General features: G+C 69.8%; 15 protein-coding genes. 10 read left to right on the top strand and 5 right to left on the bottom strand.

Annotation, left to right across the window (positions count from 1 at the left end; all coding sequences use genetic code 11):
* Positions 1-60: 60 nt before the first annotated feature.
* Positions 61-1,482 carry an amidase family protein gene (locus AB0I43_RS27905; RefSeq protein WP_356974676.1) on the top strand — a complete coding sequence of 474 codons (1,422 nt, stop codon included), beginning with the start codon at positions 61-63 and terminating at the stop codon, positions 1,480-1,482.
* 13 nt (positions 1,483-1,495) lie between these two features.
* Here AB0I43_RS27905 and AB0I43_RS27900 read toward each other — a convergent pair whose 3' ends face one another.
* From AB0I43_RS27900 to AB0I43_RS27890, 3 genes are all read right to left on the bottom strand, one after another.
* Positions 1,496-2,374 (bottom strand): LysR substrate-binding domain-containing protein, encoded by an 879-nt coding sequence (locus tag AB0I43_RS27900; protein WP_356974678.1) that lies wholly within the window; start codon positions 2,372-2,374, stop codon positions 1,496-1,498.
* Between the two features lie 371 nt (positions 2,375-2,745).
* Positions 2,746-3,576, bottom strand: coding sequence for an SDR family oxidoreductase (locus AB0I43_RS27895; RefSeq protein ID WP_356974680.1), 831 nt, complete (start codon positions 3,574-3,576; stop codon positions 2,746-2,748).
* A gap of 3 nt (positions 3,577-3,579) precedes the next feature.
* Positions 3,580-5,178, bottom strand: a complete 1,599-nt coding sequence (locus AB0I43_RS27890) for an aldehyde dehydrogenase family protein (RefSeq protein ID WP_356974682.1) — start codon at positions 5,176-5,178, stop codon at positions 3,580-3,582.
* Positions 5,179-5,332: 154 nt separating this feature from the next.
* Between AB0I43_RS27890 and AB0I43_RS27885 the strand changes: the two genes are divergently transcribed.
* On the top strand, positions 5,333-6,622 hold the full coding sequence (locus AB0I43_RS27885; protein WP_356975256.1) for a helix-turn-helix domain-containing protein: 1,290 nt from the start codon (positions 5,333-5,335) through the stop codon (positions 6,620-6,622).
* 2 nt (positions 6,623-6,624) lie between these two features.
* Here the strand turns inward: AB0I43_RS27885 and AB0I43_RS27880 are convergent, their stop codons facing one another.
* Positions 6,625-6,879: a DUF2277 domain-containing protein gene (locus AB0I43_RS27880; protein WP_356974684.1), complete on the bottom strand. Its 255-nt coding sequence runs from the start codon at positions 6,877-6,879 to the stop codon at positions 6,625-6,627.
* A 189-nt stretch (positions 6,880-7,068) separates the two neighbouring features.
* Here AB0I43_RS27880 and AB0I43_RS27875 point away from each other — a divergent pair, with 189 nt between their 5' ends.
* Positions 7,069-7,869: a DUF1266 domain-containing protein gene (locus tag AB0I43_RS27875; RefSeq protein WP_356974686.1), complete on the top strand. Its 801-nt coding sequence runs from the start codon at positions 7,069-7,071 to the stop codon at positions 7,867-7,869.
* 64 nt (positions 7,870-7,933) lie between these two features.
* On the opposite strand, the gene AB0I43_RS27870 is transcribed toward AB0I43_RS27875, so the two are convergent.
* A complete protein-coding gene (locus tag AB0I43_RS27870) occupies positions 7,934-8,824 on the bottom strand; it encodes a hypothetical protein (RefSeq protein WP_356974688.1) in 891 nt (296 codons plus the stop codon).
* A 456-nt stretch (positions 8,825-9,280) separates the two neighbouring features.
* On the opposite strand from AB0I43_RS27870, the gene ftsH reads away from it, so the two are divergent.
* From ftsH to AB0I43_RS27835, 7 genes are all read left to right on the top strand, one after another.
* Positions 9,281-11,626 carry an ATP-dependent zinc metalloprotease FtsH gene (ftsH, locus tag AB0I43_RS27865; protein ID WP_356974689.1) on the top strand — a complete coding sequence of 782 codons (2,346 nt, stop codon included), beginning with the start codon at positions 9,281-9,283 and terminating at the stop codon, positions 11,624-11,626.
* A 200-nt stretch (positions 11,627-11,826) separates the two neighbouring features.
* Positions 11,827-12,435 (top strand): GTP cyclohydrolase I FolE, encoded by a 609-nt coding sequence (gene folE / locus AB0I43_RS27860; protein ID WP_356975257.1) that lies wholly within the window; start codon positions 11,827-11,829, stop codon positions 12,433-12,435.
* A gap of 77 nt (positions 12,436-12,512) precedes the next feature.
* Positions 12,513-13,406 carry a dihydropteroate synthase gene (gene folP, locus AB0I43_RS27855; protein ID WP_356975259.1) on the top strand — a complete coding sequence of 298 codons (894 nt, stop codon included), beginning with the start codon at positions 12,513-12,515 and terminating at the stop codon, positions 13,404-13,406.
* Between the two features lie 55 nt (positions 13,407-13,461).
* Positions 13,462-13,902, top strand: a complete 441-nt coding sequence (folB, locus tag AB0I43_RS27850) for a dihydroneopterin aldolase (protein WP_356974690.1) — start codon at positions 13,462-13,464, stop codon at positions 13,900-13,902.
* A complete protein-coding gene (gene folK / locus AB0I43_RS27845; protein WP_356974691.1) occupies positions 13,899-14,444 on the top strand; it encodes a 2-amino-4-hydroxy-6-hydroxymethyldihydropteridine diphosphokinase in 546 nt (181 codons plus the stop codon). The genes folB and folK overlap by 4 nt, the downstream gene beginning before the upstream one ends.
* On the top strand, positions 14,441-14,911 hold the full coding sequence (locus AB0I43_RS27840) for a DUF3180 domain-containing protein (protein WP_356975261.1): 471 nt from the start codon (positions 14,441-14,443) through the stop codon (positions 14,909-14,911). The genes folK and AB0I43_RS27840 overlap by 4 nt, the downstream gene beginning before the upstream one ends.
* 70 nt (positions 14,912-14,981) lie before the next feature.
* On the top strand, positions 14,982-15,983 hold the full coding sequence (locus tag AB0I43_RS27835; protein ID WP_357432845.1) for a DUF6779 domain-containing protein: 1,002 nt from the start codon (positions 14,982-14,984) through the stop codon (positions 15,981-15,983).
* Positions 15,984-16,210: the final 227 nt, after the last annotated feature.

The following is a 16,210-nucleotide window of genomic DNA, read 5'->3' as shown; positions in this document are numbered from 1 at the left end:
GCAGTATTCGGAATGATAACTTGCGGCTCTATAGCAATCACCCGATTTCGACTACGAGCGATGGGGGCGATTCAACACATGTACAACGAGCGTACGACGATTGTGGACGACACGGTCGACGACAACGTCGGTTCCGAAGAGGTAATCGCCGAAAACCGCGGTCCCGCCGGGGCCATCGCCGCGGGTGTGCACGAGGCCAGGGTGGCCCCGACCGAGGTGGTCGACACCGCACTGTGGCGGATCAGCGAGCAGAACCGGAAGACCAACGCCTTCAGCGTCATCCGCACGGAGCAGGCCAAGAGCGAGGCCGCGGATCTGGAGCAGCGTTCGGATCTGGAGGAATTGCCGATGGCGGGCGTGCCGGTCGCGGTGGATCACGTGATCACGGTGGCGGGCGAGACGACGCTGGCGGGTTCGGCCGCCGTGGAGCCGTGTTCGGCGCGCGCCGACGACGAGGTGGTGCGACGACTACGCGCGGCCGGCGCGGTCGTTGTCGGTCTCACCTCCGTCTCGGAACTGGGGTTGTGGGCCACCACCGATGGTGCCGGCCACATCACCCGTAATCCCTGGAATGCCAAGCGCACCGCGGGCGGCGCCTCCGGTGGCGCGGCGGCCGCGGTGGCCGCCGGGCTGGTGCCGGTGGCCCTCGGCGCCGACGGGCTGGGTTCGGTGCGGGTCGCCGCCGCCTGCTGCGGCGTCTACGGTTTCAAGCCCGGCCGCCACATCGTCCCGACTTCCGACGACTGGTGCGGAATGGCCGAGAACGGCGTCCTGGCAACGACTGTCGGGGACGCGGCGCTCATGCTCGCTGCGCTGGCGGCCCGTCCGAACCTGGCCGAGGTGGAGCCGCCGCAGCGACTACGCATCGCGCTGGTCGTGACGCCGCCGTGGAGTCTGCTGCGGGTGGATCGGCGCTGGGACACCGCGGCCCGCACGGCCGCCGCGGTGGCCGCCGCGGCGGGGCACCGCGTCGAGCTCACCACCCTGCCCTACGGCAACGCGCTGCCGGCGGTGCTGCTGCGCTGGCTGATCGCGGCGTTGCCCGCGGCCGCGCGGCTCACCTATCCCGAACGGCTGCAGGCGCGGACGCGCCGGCACCTGGCGCTGGGCGGGCTGGTGGCGCGGCTGCGGTTGGTGCGGCCCGCGCAGATCGATCGAATCGAGGCGCGGCTGCTGGAATTCTTCGAGCGCTACGACGTCGTGATCACGCCGACGCTGACCGCGGCGCCCCCGAAGGCCAGGGCCTGGAGCGCACGCGGCTGGCTCACCAATGTGCTCACCGGGATGTACTTCTCGGCGGCCTTCGTGCCGATCTGGAATCTGGTCGGCTGGCCGGCCGCCACGCTTCCGATGGGCACGCACCCGCGCTCGAACACCCCGGTGGCCGCGCAGCTGGCGGGCCCGCCCGGAAGCGAGGCCACGCTGCTGCGCTTGTCGGCCCAGCTGGAGGAACTACGCCCCTGGGCCAGGACCATCCACTGAGCGACAGGCCGGATTACTCGCCGGCCTGCGCGGAAAACCCGCCCGCGACAGCCCGTCCGGCGAATTCCAGAATGGTCGGGCGGGCGTCGTCGGCGCGCCAGGCGACCGCGAGCTCGCACGGCGCGAGGCCGCTGACCGGCCGGGCCGTCAGGCCGGGCCAGCGGTACATCGGCACGTTGTTCTCGGCGAGCAGGCAGACGCCGAGTCCGAGGCCGACCGCCTCCAGCTTGTCCTCGGTGGTGGCGGCTTCGGCGCCGATCTTGGCCTGGCGGCCGTTGCGGGCGTCGTTGCCGAGCCAGAAGTCGCGCACCGCACCGGCTTCCGACGGCAGCGCGACGAACGGCTCGTCCAGCAGGTCGGCGAAGGCGATGCTCTCCTGCTCGGCGAGCGCGTGGTTCTCCGGCAGCAGCACCCAGCGCTGCTCGGTGCGCAGCACCTGCCAGCGGTAGCGGTTCGGGTCGGGGAGCGGCAGCCACACCAGCGCGAGGTCGGCTTGCCGGCCGGACAGTCCGCTGGAGGGGTCGGTCCAGGACGCCGCGTGCAGGGCCAGGCGGTGGCCGCTGGCGCTTTCCAGGTCGTTGAGGAGTCCGCGGCCGAGCGCGGACTGGATGCCGACGCGCAGCACCTCACCCGCTTCCTGCAGGGAGACGTTGGTGACTTCCCAGAGCTCGAGGATCTTGCGGGCGCCTTCGAGCAGTTCCTTACCCGCGACGGTCAGCGCGACGCTGCGCTGGTTGCGATCGAACAGGACCACGTCGAGCTGGCGTTCCAGCTGACGGATCTGACGCGAAAGGGTGGGCTGTGCGATGTGCAGGCGTTGTGCCGCGTTGGTGAAATGCAGTTCCTCAGCGACGGCGACGAAATACCGCAGGTCGCGCAAATGCGGGTCCATAGCCCCTTGCTATCAGAATCAGTCCTGAATTTCCAGCCTTATCAGGCCAGAAAGTTCGGATACGGGTACCGAAACAAACGACAGGTTTGTTAGGGACAGCATATTCGCTTACCTGAGCGCATGCACCCTCGCCTCCGCGAATGCCTGGCATTCGGAAACGCGGAGGTGGGTGAATCGCCTGCTGGACGTTTGACCAGCGACAATAGCCTAGCGGGCTGACCGGCCGTGATCGTCCGCGAACCGGCAGTGACCGCCCGGAAAACCCGCGCTGACCGCTCGGTGATCATGATGCTTGGTACATTGTGAGATTGGTCACAAATGGTTTGGGCGGTGGCTCAGTTGAGCCACCGCCCGATCCGAAAATGGACAGCTCAGACGTTGCGCGCCCGGTCCTCGTAGGCCTTGCGCTGCTCGGCGTCGACATCGTCGAGGAACGCGTGGCTCGCCCCGAGCGCCCGCGCGATGCCGTCGCCGACGGCCTCCGGCAGCAGGCCGACCACCTGCGAGATGATCCCGGCCACCGCCGTCACCCGCACCTTCGACTTCGGGGCGGCGATCAATTCGGCGATGGCGTCGGCGATTTCCTCCGGCTCGGCCGGCCGCAACAGCTTCGGCGCGGTCACACCGGCGCCGAGCTCGGTCTTGGTCAGCGTCGGCAGCACCGAGGAGAAGCGCACGCCGGATTCCCGGTACTCCTCGCGCAGCGTGTCGGTGAAACCGAGCACCGCGTGCTTACTCGCGTTGTATGTAGCCAGACCCGGGATGTGGGTCTCCCCGGCGAGGGAGGCGATATTGATGACGTGCCCCGACCGGCGCGGCAGCATCCGGCCCAGCGCCAGCTTCGACCCCAGGATCACGCCGTAGACATTGATGTCGAGAATCCGGCGGGTGACCTGATCCGGCTCGTCGGCCAGCTTGCCCGTCGGCATGATGCCCGCGTTGTTGATCAATACGTCGATCGGGCCGACGGTGCGCTCCACCTCGTCCAGGAACGCCTCGAACGACGCGGCGTCGGTGACGTCGAGCTTGGCGTACAGGTCGAAATCGCGGGCCGCGCCCGACTCCTTCACCGTGGTCTCATCGATATCGCCGATCGCGATCTTCGCGCCCAGCGCCTGCAGCGCGGTGGCCGTCGCCAGGCCGATGCCGCGCGCGCCGCCGGTGATGACGACGACCTTGCCGCGAATTTTCGTGGCGTCCATGAATTACCCCTTGAGTTTCAGCAGTGCGGGAATGTCGATCCGGCGCAGGCCGCGCGCACCCGCGGCCCGCATCGCGCCGAGCGCGAAGAGCAGATTCGCCGGCTTGGCCGGGTACCAGAACAGTTCCTTCTGCTGGGTCGGCAGGATCGGCTTGGTGATGGCCTGGGTGCGGCAGTACTTGCGGACGCCGTTCGCGCCGCCCCAGCGCGCCCCGACGCCGGACTGCCCCCAGCCGCCCATCGGCAGCGCGTAACTGAACAGGTTGGAGAAGACGTCGTTGATATTGACCGCGCCCGCGGTCAGCTGGCGGGCGACGCGCTCGCCGCGCTCCTTGTCGCCGGTCCACACCGAGGCGGACAGGCCGTAGATCGAATCGTTGGCCAGCCGAACCGCTTCCGCCTCGTCGGCCACCTTGACCACCGGCAGCGTCGGGCCGAAGGTCTCCTCGCTGATGCAGGACATGGTGTGGTCCACGTCCACCAGCACGGTCGGCTCGAAGAAGGTGCCCTGCCCGGTGCGCTTGCCGCCGGTCAGCACCTTCGCGCCGGCGGCGACGGCCTCGTCGACGTGCCGCTGCACGATGCTCACCTGGTTCTCGTTGGCCAGTGCGCCGATGTCGTGGGCGATCTCGCGGCCGTCGATGCCCTGCCGCAGCGCGCGCACGTTCGCGGTGAGCTTGGCGACGAACTCGTCGTAGACCGCGGCCTCCACGTAGACCCGCTCCACCGAGATGCAGACCTGGCCCGCGTTGAACATGCCGCCGAAGGCGATGCCGTGCGCGGCCCGATCGAGATCGGCGTCGGCCAGCACGATCGCCGGATCCTTGCCACCCAGCTCCAGCGAGTAGGGGACCAGCCGCTCGACGCAGGCGGCGGCGATCTTCTTGCCGGTCGCGGTCGAACCGGTGAACTGGATGTAGTCGGCGTGCGCGACCACCGCGGCGCCGGTCGCCCCCGCGCCGGTGACCACGGCGAGCACCGGCGGAGCGCCGATTTCGGCCCAGCCCCGGGCCAATTCGAGCGCCGAGAGCGGCGTCACCTCGGACGGCTTGAGCACGACCGCGGCGCCGGCGGCCAGCGCCGGGATCACGTCCATGATCGGCATGGCCAGCGGGAAGTTCCACGGCGTGATCACGCCGACCACCGGGTACGGCTTGTAGGTGACGGTCAGCTTCTTGACCCGGGCCAGCGGGCTGTGCGGCGAGGGGTGATCGTCGGTGAGGAACCCGGCGGCGCGGCGCGCGTAGTAGCCGATCAGGTCACAGCCGAAGGCCGGATCGATCAGGGCGTCGGCGCGCGGCTTGGAGGTTTCCGATTGCAGCACGTCGGCCAGCTGCTCGGTGTTGTCGATCAGCCAGTCCTGCAGTTTCAGCAGCCATTCCTTGCGGCCCTCCGGCCCGATGGCCTCCCACTCGGGCTGGTACAGCCGCAGCTCGCGGATCGTGGCCGCGACCTCGTCGGCGGACTGGTTCGGCACCGAGCCGACCACCGCGCCGGTGCCCGGATTGCGCACCTCGATGCGAGCCGGGGCCTCGGCCTTCGGGCCGGCCGCTCGACGGGCCGGGGCCTTTTTCGCGGAGGCCGCTGATTCGGTATTGGTCACCTGTTCTCCCACTGCGTCGTGCTGGTACCGCTGAACACTGTGCTTCAACTCACTGTTCTATGATCGTGACACAATTGATCCGGGCGTTCTTGGCTCGATTTGTCAACGGATCCGCCTCGGTTTGTATCCGAAGCACAAAGAGACGGCGGTGACCATGCCCAGCCCCGACGGCGAGGAAGTCCGGAACTGGCTGACCGAGTACGTCTACGAGACGATGCGCACCGGATCGCTGGAGCAGGTGGCCGAACGGCTCAACGCCGCGGTCATCGCGCGTGTCCCCGAGCTCACCGATCGCGACATGCGCCGCGACCTCACCGCCAGCACCCGCGCGCACATTCGCGCAGTCCTGCCCGGATTGACCAGCGACACCGTCGAATTCACCATTCCGGAGGAGGCGCACGCCTTCGCGCGCACCATCGCCCGGCGTGGTTTCGAGCTGCGCCTACTGCTGCGGATCTATCACGTCGGCCACGAGGCCGTGCTCGAATACATCACCGACGCCATCGATCAGCGCGCGGCGCCCTACGACATCGAACGCGCGGTGCTGCTGCGGGTATTCGAACGGTCCACGAAATGGGTCAGCACCTCGGTGGAATTGCTGACCGACACCTATATGGCCGAGCGGGAGAGCGCGCTGCGCGCCGCCCTGAACCGGCGCACCGAGACCGTGCACGCGCTGCTGGCCGATATCGATGGCAGCGGCGGCGCGGTGGACGCCGAGCAGACCTCGATCCGGCTGGGTTACCGCCTGGCCGGACAGCATCTCGCCTTCGTGCTCTGGACCGACGAACCCGGCGGCGAGCTGCCCGGCGAGGGCGAGGCGATCGGGCTGCTGGAGCGGGCCGCCGCCCGGGTGGCCGACGCGCTCGGCGCCACGGGGGTGCTCACGGTGCCCTCCGGCGCCAGCGGCATGTGGGCCTGGGCGGGCCTGGACGACGCGGGCCGAGCCGCGAAATTCGGTATGCCCGGGGAACTCTCACACCTGATCGAGCTGGTCGAGCCGCCCGTCCGGGTCGCCTTCGGGGTGCCCGCCACGCATGTCGCGGGCTTTCGGGCCAGTCACCGGGAAGCGGTCGCGGCGCGCAATGTCGCCGAGCGCGCGGGGCCGGGCGCACCGCGGGCGCATGCCTATCGGGACGTGGAGATCGCCTACCTGGCCGGCGTGGACGACGCGGCCATGCGGGCCATGATCGCCCGGGAACTGCGCGCGCTGGCCGCCCGCGACGGTAACGCCGCGCGGCTGCGCGAAACACTGCACGCCTATCTGCGGTCCCACCGCAGCCCGGAGGCTACGGCGAAACTGCTTGGTGTGCACAAGAATACGGTCCGCTACCGAATCCAGCGGATCGAGGAGCTGCTGGGGCAACCGATCGAGCAGCGCAGTCTCGCGCTGGCGACCGCGCTGGCCTGTGTGGCCGCCTACGGCGCCGACGCGCTGCCCTGAACTCAGGCCGAGGCGTCCCCGGCGACCCGGCGTAACGGCGGTTCGGTGGTCGGCGCCACCCGGGTATCGGGTAGGTCGGCCAGCAATTGCGTGGTCGCCGCGGCGATGGCGGCGACGGCCTTGTCGACGGCCGCCTTGGTGGTGGTGCTCAAGCCGGACACGCCACCGACCTTGCGCACGTACTGCAGTGCGGCGGCATAGATTTCCTGCTCGGTAGCGGCAGGTTCCAGGCCACGCAGGAGGGTGATGTTGCTCATGCGTGCAGATTAGTCCGCTACACCCGAATACGGCAGGGTGAGAATTAAAGGAGGGGTAAATCCTCGGGCCGGTGCGGGCCCCCGGCAGGGACTGCCCGGCAAACACGCGGAACCCATTCGCCGTAACACGAGCTACGCCGGGATTCTTCAGGAAGAATCGACGGTATGCCTGCCCGCGGGATACCTACCTTGACAACCTTCCCCTACGAGGAGCTCGACAAGCGGGAAGAAGACCACTGGTCCGGGGCCGCAGTGTCGGACGACGAACTGCGCGCCCTCGCGCTCGGCGGCTTCTACTCGGCGCGGTGGGACGCCTTCCACGACGCGCTGCTGCTCGGCCCGGAGCGTGAGCATCCGCTCGGCGACCGCCGCGAACTGGCCATCGACACCCTGACCGGAGCCTGGGGCATCACCGACGGCACCGAGGCGCAGGCCTCGATGGAACAGTTGCTCGACGGCATGCACGGCCCGCTCTACGCGCTGGTGCATCCGCTGGTGATGGCCTCGATCAACGCCAGTGAACGGGACCGCTTCGGCGAGCGCGCCGACCGGCACCGTGCGTTCCTGCGCCAGGTCGGCTCGTTCCGGGGAATGGACAATCCCGAGGCGCTGGTGCGCGATTACGACATCTGGTCCCAGGCCATCAAGATCGGCTTCACCGACCACCTGTCCAAGCCGCTGCCCACCGACATCCACGCCTGGGATCTGGCCCGCGTGGTCGCGGTGGCCCGCATGGCCTTCACCGCCGGATATCTGGAAGCCGACGTGGCCTGGGCCTACCTGATGCGCGCCCTGCCGATCGCCCAGCGCAAATACAAGAACTGGCGCCAATTCGGCGACGCCTACCTCACCGGCTGGACCTACTGGCAGGCCTGCGAGGATCTGGCCGAACTCAAGAACGGCGGCGTCGACCGCCGGATGGAGCTGCTGCGCCTGTGGACCAGGCCGACCAGCCCGTGGCGGCGCATCCAGCTCAACGACCCGGCCTGACCGGAGCCGCACAGCGAAAGCGCCGCGCGGTGTGGACCGCGCGGCGCTCTCGTCGTGGGATCGGTTAGAGCCCGTCCGGCAGGGAGCGCAGGATGCCGCGGCCGTAGCGCTGGAACTGGGTGTCGTCCACCATGCCCAGCGAATGCCGCTCGACCAGCAGTTCCCATTCCGAATACAGCTGCGACACACTGGGATCCGCCGGACCCATGGCGCCGTCGGTGGCGGCGCGGCGGACGGCGAAGTTCAGGGCCAGGCTGACTCGCTCGGTGTCGGCGCGATCGGTGCCGGTGAAACGCAGCGTCATCTTGCCGTCGTTCACCTCCAGGCCGGGCTCGTGCCGGGTGGTGCCGATCTCGCCGGGGGAGGCCTTGGCGCCGTCGGTGCTGTGCGCCCACAGCACGGCCGCGATCGGCAGCTCGTGCGCGTAGCGCGCGCCGCCGCCGATGGCGATGAACAGCAGCCGCTCGGTGGTGGCGGCCAGCAGGCCCGGCCCGGAACCGGCCGGCGGGTGGGCCACGGCCACCGCTGTTTCCAGCACGTATTCCTCGGGCGTGACGAAGCGGTGCAGCGCGGCCACGGCCGACTTCGCCTCCCGCTTGGTCGCCATCCGGTGCACCGCCCGGTCCACGTCGGCCCGGACGGGGCCGTTCTTGTCCCAGGTCGGGTCCGGCGGGTGCAGATCGGGGGCGGCGACATCGATGCGCTGGGTCGCCAGGATCTGGGCGTTGATCTTGTCCACGATCTCGCTGGCCTGCGGCACGTCGTGCTCGGCGATCAGGACGGGTAAGGGTGTGCGGTCCGCGGGCACGCCGGTCAGCACCGGGGTGGGGTACCGCAGGTAGATCTCGATGACGACCGCGTCGTCCGCGCGGCGATTCAGCCGGACCTTGAGCAGGTCGGTGACCGGAACGTCGAGGACGCGCTCGCCATCGGTACCGGGCCGCAGGACGATCAATCGTCCGCGACCGTGGCGCACAATCGCTGTGGGTGTCCGTAGCTCGACTATGTCCATACCCCCTGCGTTCGTTTCGGCATGATCGGGGCCCTCCACGGTTACACCTGCTGCCTTCTCCGGGCCGGCCTCTCAGGTTCGTGCTCTTGATGTGTCGTCGCCCACGATAGGCCGAACATGCCATGATTGTGAGCACTTGAGTTAACCCGGACCGGTGAGATCGGGAACCGACGAGGTCCTCCGGCCGTTTACCTCACGAACTGCACCAACTGCCGAACTGCGCGATGTATCGAGTAGAACCGTACGCGGTAACGTGGCATGTCCGCATCCGAACCTCATCCGAGGGCCGGGCGAGGACGGGATTACGCCGCTGGGCATGCCGGAACACCGGCGGGCCCGACGTTTTCGCTAGGCAGAACCGGAGACACCGGAAAGGACTGGCCGCCCGGCCGACGCTCTATGAACCGCAAGACAGTGTTTCGCACCCTGGCCATAATCGCGGGCATCCTGCTCGTGGTCTATGCGTTCAGCTATTTCGGCAACGACACGCGCGGGTGGAAGAACGTCGACACCTCCGTGGCGCTGGCCCAGCTGAACGACAAGGGCAACGTCAAGAACGTTCAGATCGATGACCGCGAGCAGCAGCTGCGGATCGAGCTGAACAACGGCAACGACGCCACCAAAGGCTCGAACAAGATCATCGCGAAGTATCCGAGCGGCAGCGAGACCTCCAATCAGATCTTCGACGCGGTCAAGAACACGGGCGCGGAGTACAACACCGTGGTCAAGCAGGAGAGCTGGCTCACCCAGATCCTGCTGTTCGTGCTGCCGATGATCATCTTGCTCGGCCTGTTCGTCTTCGTCATGGGGCGCATGCAGGGCGGCGGCCGCGGCGGCATGATGGGCTTCGGCAAGTCCAAGGCCAAGCAGCTGTCCAAAGACATGCCCAAGACGACCTTCGCGGACGTCGCCGGCGCCGACGAGGCCGTCGAAGAGCTCTACGAAATCAAGGACTTCCTGCAGAATCCGGTGCGCTACCAGGCGCTGGGCGCGAAGATCCCGAAGGGCGTGCTGCTCTACGGTCCCCCCGGCACCGGTAAGACACTGCTGGCGCGCGCCGTGGCCGGCGAGGCCGGCGTCCCGTTCTTCACCATCTCCGGTTCCGACTTCGTCGAGATGTTCGTCGGCGTCGGCGCCTCCCGCGTGCGCGACCTGTTCGATCAGGCCAAGCAGAACAGCCCCTGCATCATCTTCGTCGACGAGATCGACGCGGTCGGCCGCCAGCGCGGCGCCGGCCTCGGCGGCGGTCACGACGAGCGCGAGCAGACGCTGAACCAGCTGCTGGTCGAGATGGACGGCTTCGGCGACCGCACCGGCATCATCCTGATCGCGGCGACCAACCGCCCCGACATCCTGGATCCGGCGCTGCTGCGCCCGGGCCGCTTCGACCGCCAGATCCCGGTCAGCAACCCCGACCTGGCCGGCCGCCGCGCCATCCTGCGGGTGCACTCCTCGGGCAAGCCGATCTCGCCCGACGCCGATCTCGAGGGTCTGGCCAAGCGCACCGTCGGCATGTCCGGCGCCGATCTGGCCAACGTCATCAACGAGGCCGCCCTGCTCACCGCCCGCGAGAACGGCTCGGTGATCACCGGCGCCAACCTCGAGGAGTCGGTCGACCGCGTCATCGGCGGCCCGCGCCGCAAGAGCCGCATCATCAGCGAGCACGAGAAGAAGATCACCGCCTACCACGAGGGCGGCCACACCCTGGCGGCCTGGGCGATGCCCGATATCGAGCCCGTCTACAAGGTCACCATCCTGGCCCGCGGCCGCACCGGCGGCCACGCCATGACGGTGCCCGAGGACGACAAGGGCCTGATGACCCGCTCGGAGATGATCGCCCGCCTGGTCATGGCGATGGGCGGCCGCGCGGCCGAGGAGCTGGTGTTCCACGAGCCGACCACCGGCGCTTCGTCCGACATCGATCAGGCCACCAAGATCGCCCGCGCGATGGTCACCGAGTACGGCATGAGCGCGCGCCTGGGCGCGGTCCGCTACGGCCAGGAGGCCGGCGACCCGTTCCTCGGCCGGTCCATGGGCCAGTCCTCGGATTACTCGCACGAGGTCGCCGGCGCCATCGACGAGGAGGTGCGCAACCTGATCGAGGCCGCGCACACCGAGGCGTGGGCCATCCTCAACGAGTACCGCGACGTGCTGGACGTGCTGGCCACCGCGCTGCTGGAAAAGGAGACGCTGCACCGGCGCGAGCTGGAGGATTTGCTCGCCTCGGTCGAAAAGCGTCCGCGCATCACCGCTTTCAACGATTTCGGCGACCGCATGCCGTCGGACAAGCCGCCGGTGAAGACGCCCAAGGAGCTGGCCACCGAGCGCGGCGAGCCGTGGCCGCCCGCCGAGTCGCTGCCCGCCCCGGCGGTCCCGCAGCGCGAGCCCGCCCCGGCCAACGGCTACCCGCCGGAGGGGTACACGGGTCAGCCGCAGTACAACTACCCGCCGGCCGCCGATCCGGGGTACCGCCCGCAGCCCACCCAGGGCTTCCCGCGGCCCGCCAGCGGCACGCACGGTTCCCGTCCGGATTACGGTGCCCCGGCCGGCTGGTCCGCCCCGGGCTGGCCGCCGCGCGAGGAGCCGCAGCAGTCGCAGCAGTCCGGGCAGCCCTTCCAGCCCTGGCGGAACCCGCAGCAGCCTGGTCAGGGCACGGATCGCGGCTACGACCGGGGCGGCTACGACGAGCCGTCCGGCGGCGAGAACGAGAACCGCGATTGGGATGGCCCGAACAGCCGGCACTGAGCGGATTAAAGCGGTGCCCGGCCCCGTTGTGATCAGCGGGATCGGGCGCCATTTACGCTCGTACGGTGGGGTGCCGAGAGATTGCCGGCGCCCGGAGCTTGGAGGTGTCTCGATTGTCGGCAAACCAGAACGGTGACGGCCGCTCGCTACGCGTCGCGAACGGTGCTGCCGATCAGGTGCCCGGGAGCGGGGCCAACGGCGTGAGCGCGCCGCGCGACCTGGTCGCCCTGGAAACCGGGAGCACCTTCGATCAACCCCGCGCCGAGGCCGCGATCCGCGAGTTGCTGCTCGCGGTCGGCGAGAATCCGGACCGGCCCGGCCTGCTCGACACCCCGGCCCGGGTGGCGCGTGCCTACCGGGAGATGTTCGCCGGGCTCTACACCGAGCCGGACGCGGTGCTCAACACCACCTTCGACGAGGGCCACCAGGAACTGGTGCTGGTCCGCGACATCCCGATGTACTCCACCTGCGAGCACCACCTGGTCTCCTTCCACGGTGTCGCGCACGTCGGCTACATCCCCGGCCCGCACGGCCGGGTGACGGGCCTGTCCAAGCTGGCCCGCCTGGTCGACCTGTACTCCAAGCGCCCGCAGGTGCAGGAGCGTCTGACCAGCCAGGTCGCCGACGCCGTCATGCGCAAGCTGGATCCGCGCGGCGCCATCGTGGTGGTGGAGGCCGAGCACCTGTGCATGGCCATGCGCGGCATCCGCAAGCCCGGCGCGAGCACCACCACCTCGGCGGTGCGCGGCTCGCTGCAGTCCAACGCCGCCTCGCGTGCCGAGGCGCTGGACCTGATTCTCCGGAAGTGAGCGCCCTCCTCATGACCGAAAGCGGTACGCGGGGAGCCGGATTGGTGGTTCCGCGCGGTGGCCGCTCCTGCGTGGTGATGGGCGTCGTGAACGTCACCAGCGATTCGTTCTCCGACGGCGGCCGCTACCTGGACCCGGGTGTCGCCGTGGCGCACGGCATGTCGCTGTACGAGCTGGGCGCCGACATCATCGACGTCGGCGGCGAATCCACTCGGCCCGGCGCGGCGCGGGTGGACCCCGAGACCGAGGCCGCGCGCGTGGTGCCCGTGATCCGCGGCCTCGCGGCCGCGGGCGTGCCGACCAGCGTGGACACCATGCGCGCGAGTGTTGCCGAGGCCGCCGTGACCGCGGGCGTGACGATGGTCAACGACGTCTCCGGTGGCCGCGCCGACGCCGACATGGTGCGCGTGGTCGCCGCGGCCGGCGTGCCGTGGATCCTGATGCACTGGCGGGCCGAGGCGAACTACGAGCACACCGGCCCGGCCGAGCACTACGACGACGTGGTCGCCGAGGTGTCGCGGGAACTGCGCCAGCAGGTCGAGCTGGCGGTCGCCGGCGGCGTCGCCTACGAGAACCTGGTCCTCGATCCCGGCATCGGCTTCGCCAAGAACGCCGAGCACAACTGGGAGCTGCTGGGCGCGCTGGCGGCCGGCGCGGAGCTGACCGGCATGGGCCTGCCGATCCTGATCGGGGCCTCCCGCAAACGTTTCCTGGGCGCACTGCTGGCCGACGCCGACGGCCCGCGCCCGCCGCACGGCCGCGAGATCGCGACCGCCACCCTCTCCGCGCTGGCCGCCGAGCACGGCGCATGGGGTGTCCGTGTGCACGATGTGCGCGCTTCGCTGGACGCCATCGCGGTCACCGACGCCTGCACCCGGGCCGCCGCCCGGATCCGGGACAAGCACCGGCGGGAGCGGGAATCCGCGCTCGGCGGCCTGCGCGCGCCCCCCGGACGGGGTGGCGCGGCATGACGGCGCGGAGCGCGGTGAATCGGGCACGGCGACGGCCCCGGAGGGATAGCAGGCTATGAGCACCGACCGCATCGAACTGCGTGGACTGCGCGTTTTCGCGCACCACGGGGTCTTCGATTTCGAGCGCCGGGACGGCCAGGAGTTCGTCGTCGACCTCACGCTGTGGACGGATTTCGCGGCCGCCGCGAAATCCGACGACATCGCCGACACCGTGCACTACGGCGAACTGGCCGAGCGCGCGGTGCGGATCGTGCAGGGCACGCCGCGCAACCTGATCGAGACGGTGGTCACCGAACTCGCCGACGACGTGATGACCGATCCGCGCGTGACCCGGTGCGAAGTGGTGCTGCACAAACCGTCCGCGCCGATCCCGCACGCGTTCGCCGATGTCCGCGTGGTCACCACCAGGAGCCGGGCGGCCGAGCACAGCCGGGTGAGCGCGCCCGGGGCGACGCCCGGCGCTGCGGAGCCGGACGCCGCCGAGGTGGCCTCGTGACGCGGGCGGTGCTGTCGATCGGCTCGAATCTCGGCGACCGGATGACGCATCTGCGCAGCGTCGTGGCCGGGTTGGGGGAGCGGGTGCGCGCGGTGTCCCCGGTGTACACGACCGCGCCCTGGGGCGGCGTGGAGCAGGACGACTATCTCAATGCCGTTGTCCTGGTAGACGATCCGGCTTTCGCCTGTCTCGACTGGCTGCGCGCGGGCCAGCGCCTCGAGCAGGCCGCGGATCGGGTGCGCGAGGTGCGCTGGGGTGCTCGCACTCTCGATGTCGACGTGGTGTGGTGTGCCGAGGGCGAGCAGCCGGTGCGCAGCGCCGACCCGGAGTTGACGCTGCCGCATCCGCAGGCGCGTCATCGGGCGTTCGTGCTGGTGCCGTGGCTGGACGTGGACCCGGCCGCCGAACTCGAGGTCGACGGCGTCGCGCGTCCGGTGCGCGAACTGCTGCTCGGCCTGGACCCGGCCGAGCGCGCGGGCGTCCGCCGGACCGACTTCCCATTGACCACGACCGGCGGGGACGAGCCGTGCAACACCAACTGAAGCCGACCAGAATTCTGGATCTACTCGCCAACTTCCTGGTCGCGGCCGTGGTCGCCTGGGCAGCCACCCGGATGGCCTACGCCAACTTCCCGTCGATCTCGGTGTTCGCCGGAGCCTCGTTGCTGCCGGTGGCGGCGATCGAGGCGGTGCTGGCGTTCCTGATCCGCGCGAAGGTCAGCAACGACGAGATCGGCGCCGGGCGCGACCGCCTGCACCCGATCACCGCCGCCCGTGCTGTGGCATTGGCGAAGGCCTCGGTGCACGTCGGCTCGATCGCGGCGGGCGTCTGGCTCGGCTTCCTGTGCTGGGTCTTTCCGCAGCGCGGCACCCTGCGCGCGGCCGCCGCGGATTCGCCGGGCGCCATCGTGGGCCTGCTCGCGGGTGTGGCGCTGGTCGCCGCCGCGCTGTGGCTCGAGTATTGCTGTCGCGCGCCCGACGACCCCTCGGACGACGCCGCAACCACATAGCAAGCTGGGCGGTCGGAATAGTTCCGATTGTCCCTGTGCCTGCCGCGTCATCCGAGCTACCCTGGCGGGCATGGTTTCACCCTCCCGTACCAGCACTTCCCGGCAACGACGGGACCAAGCGGGAAAAGTTTTCATCGGTTCGCTGATTCTGCTCGGTCTGGTTGCCAGCGTTTTCCTGGTCTTCAGCAACAGCTTGCAATTTGTCAGAATCGGCTTGGTCGCGGCGCTCTGGGCGGCCGTGATCGGCGCTTTGGCCGCCACCCGCTACCGCAAGGAAGCCGCCGTGGACAAGGCCAAGGTGGGTGACCTGCAGAAGGTCTACGAATTACAGCTGGAACGCGAGGTGACGGCGCGCCGGGAGTACGAGCTCGGCGTCGAGGCCAGGGTCCGGGAGGAGATCGGCGCCGACGCGGCCGAAATGGCCGCTCTCCGAGCCGAACTCAGCGTGCTGCGGCACAGTCTGCAGCGCCTGTTCGACGGGGAGCTACCCGTGGAGCGGCCCGCGCTGCGCGCCGACGCCACCAGAATCCAGGAATTGCCCGGTGGCCCCGCGAATCCGGCGAACAATAGCTCCGCGAATGCCGACCCGTGGATGATGGGCCTGCCGGGTCCGGCCGGGGAGCAGATGCGCAGCAGTGTGACCCCGGTCTTCTCCCCGGATCACCCGGAGGCGCCGCAGTTCGCGAGCCCGTTCGACGAGCCGGTGACCGCCGAAACCCAGGCCGTCCCGCGCGAGTACGACGACATCGAAGACGCCGAGATCACCGACGAACGGCGCTATCCCGATCTCGGCCCCTCCAGCGCGACCTGGGCGGACGCCTTCACCGAGTCCAAGCCCGCCGCCGAGCCGAAGCCGGCGCCCCGGCGCCTGGCGCCGCCGGAGCCGCAGCCGGCCGCCGCGCCGCGACCCCGGCCCACCACCACGGCCGCGCCCAGCCCGCGGGTCGGCACGCCGACTTCGCGCCGCCGCCGCCGCGTGGACGCCGACGCCGAGTCCGGCCCGGGCGCACGCAAGCTCTCGGTCGCCGAGATCATGGCCAACCTGCAGTCCGAGGAGAACGGCCGCGCCTAGCGCGCCGTGAGTTCTGCCACAGCGGAGCCGGGTGGCCGTTTTCCCCAGAACCCGGGTTACGCGCCCGGGACGGGCTGAAACAGCCGTTTCGAGGACGCCGGTCGCCGACGCCGGGGCAGCGCGCGCTCGGGTCCGGGCTGGAGACGCCGCGAGGCGGGGGAGCTATTCTCGTGACGTAACGTCTGGTACCCGCTCGCGGGACTGGAACGATTTCTCGAGAGGACAAC

Source organism: Nocardia sp. NPDC050435 (assembly GCF_040655395.1).
Lineage (GTDB): Bacteria > Actinomycetota > Actinomycetes > Mycobacteriales > Mycobacteriaceae > Nocardia.
Note: the sequence above shows the minus strand (reverse complement) of the source record. Positions and strands in the feature narration are given on the sequence as shown.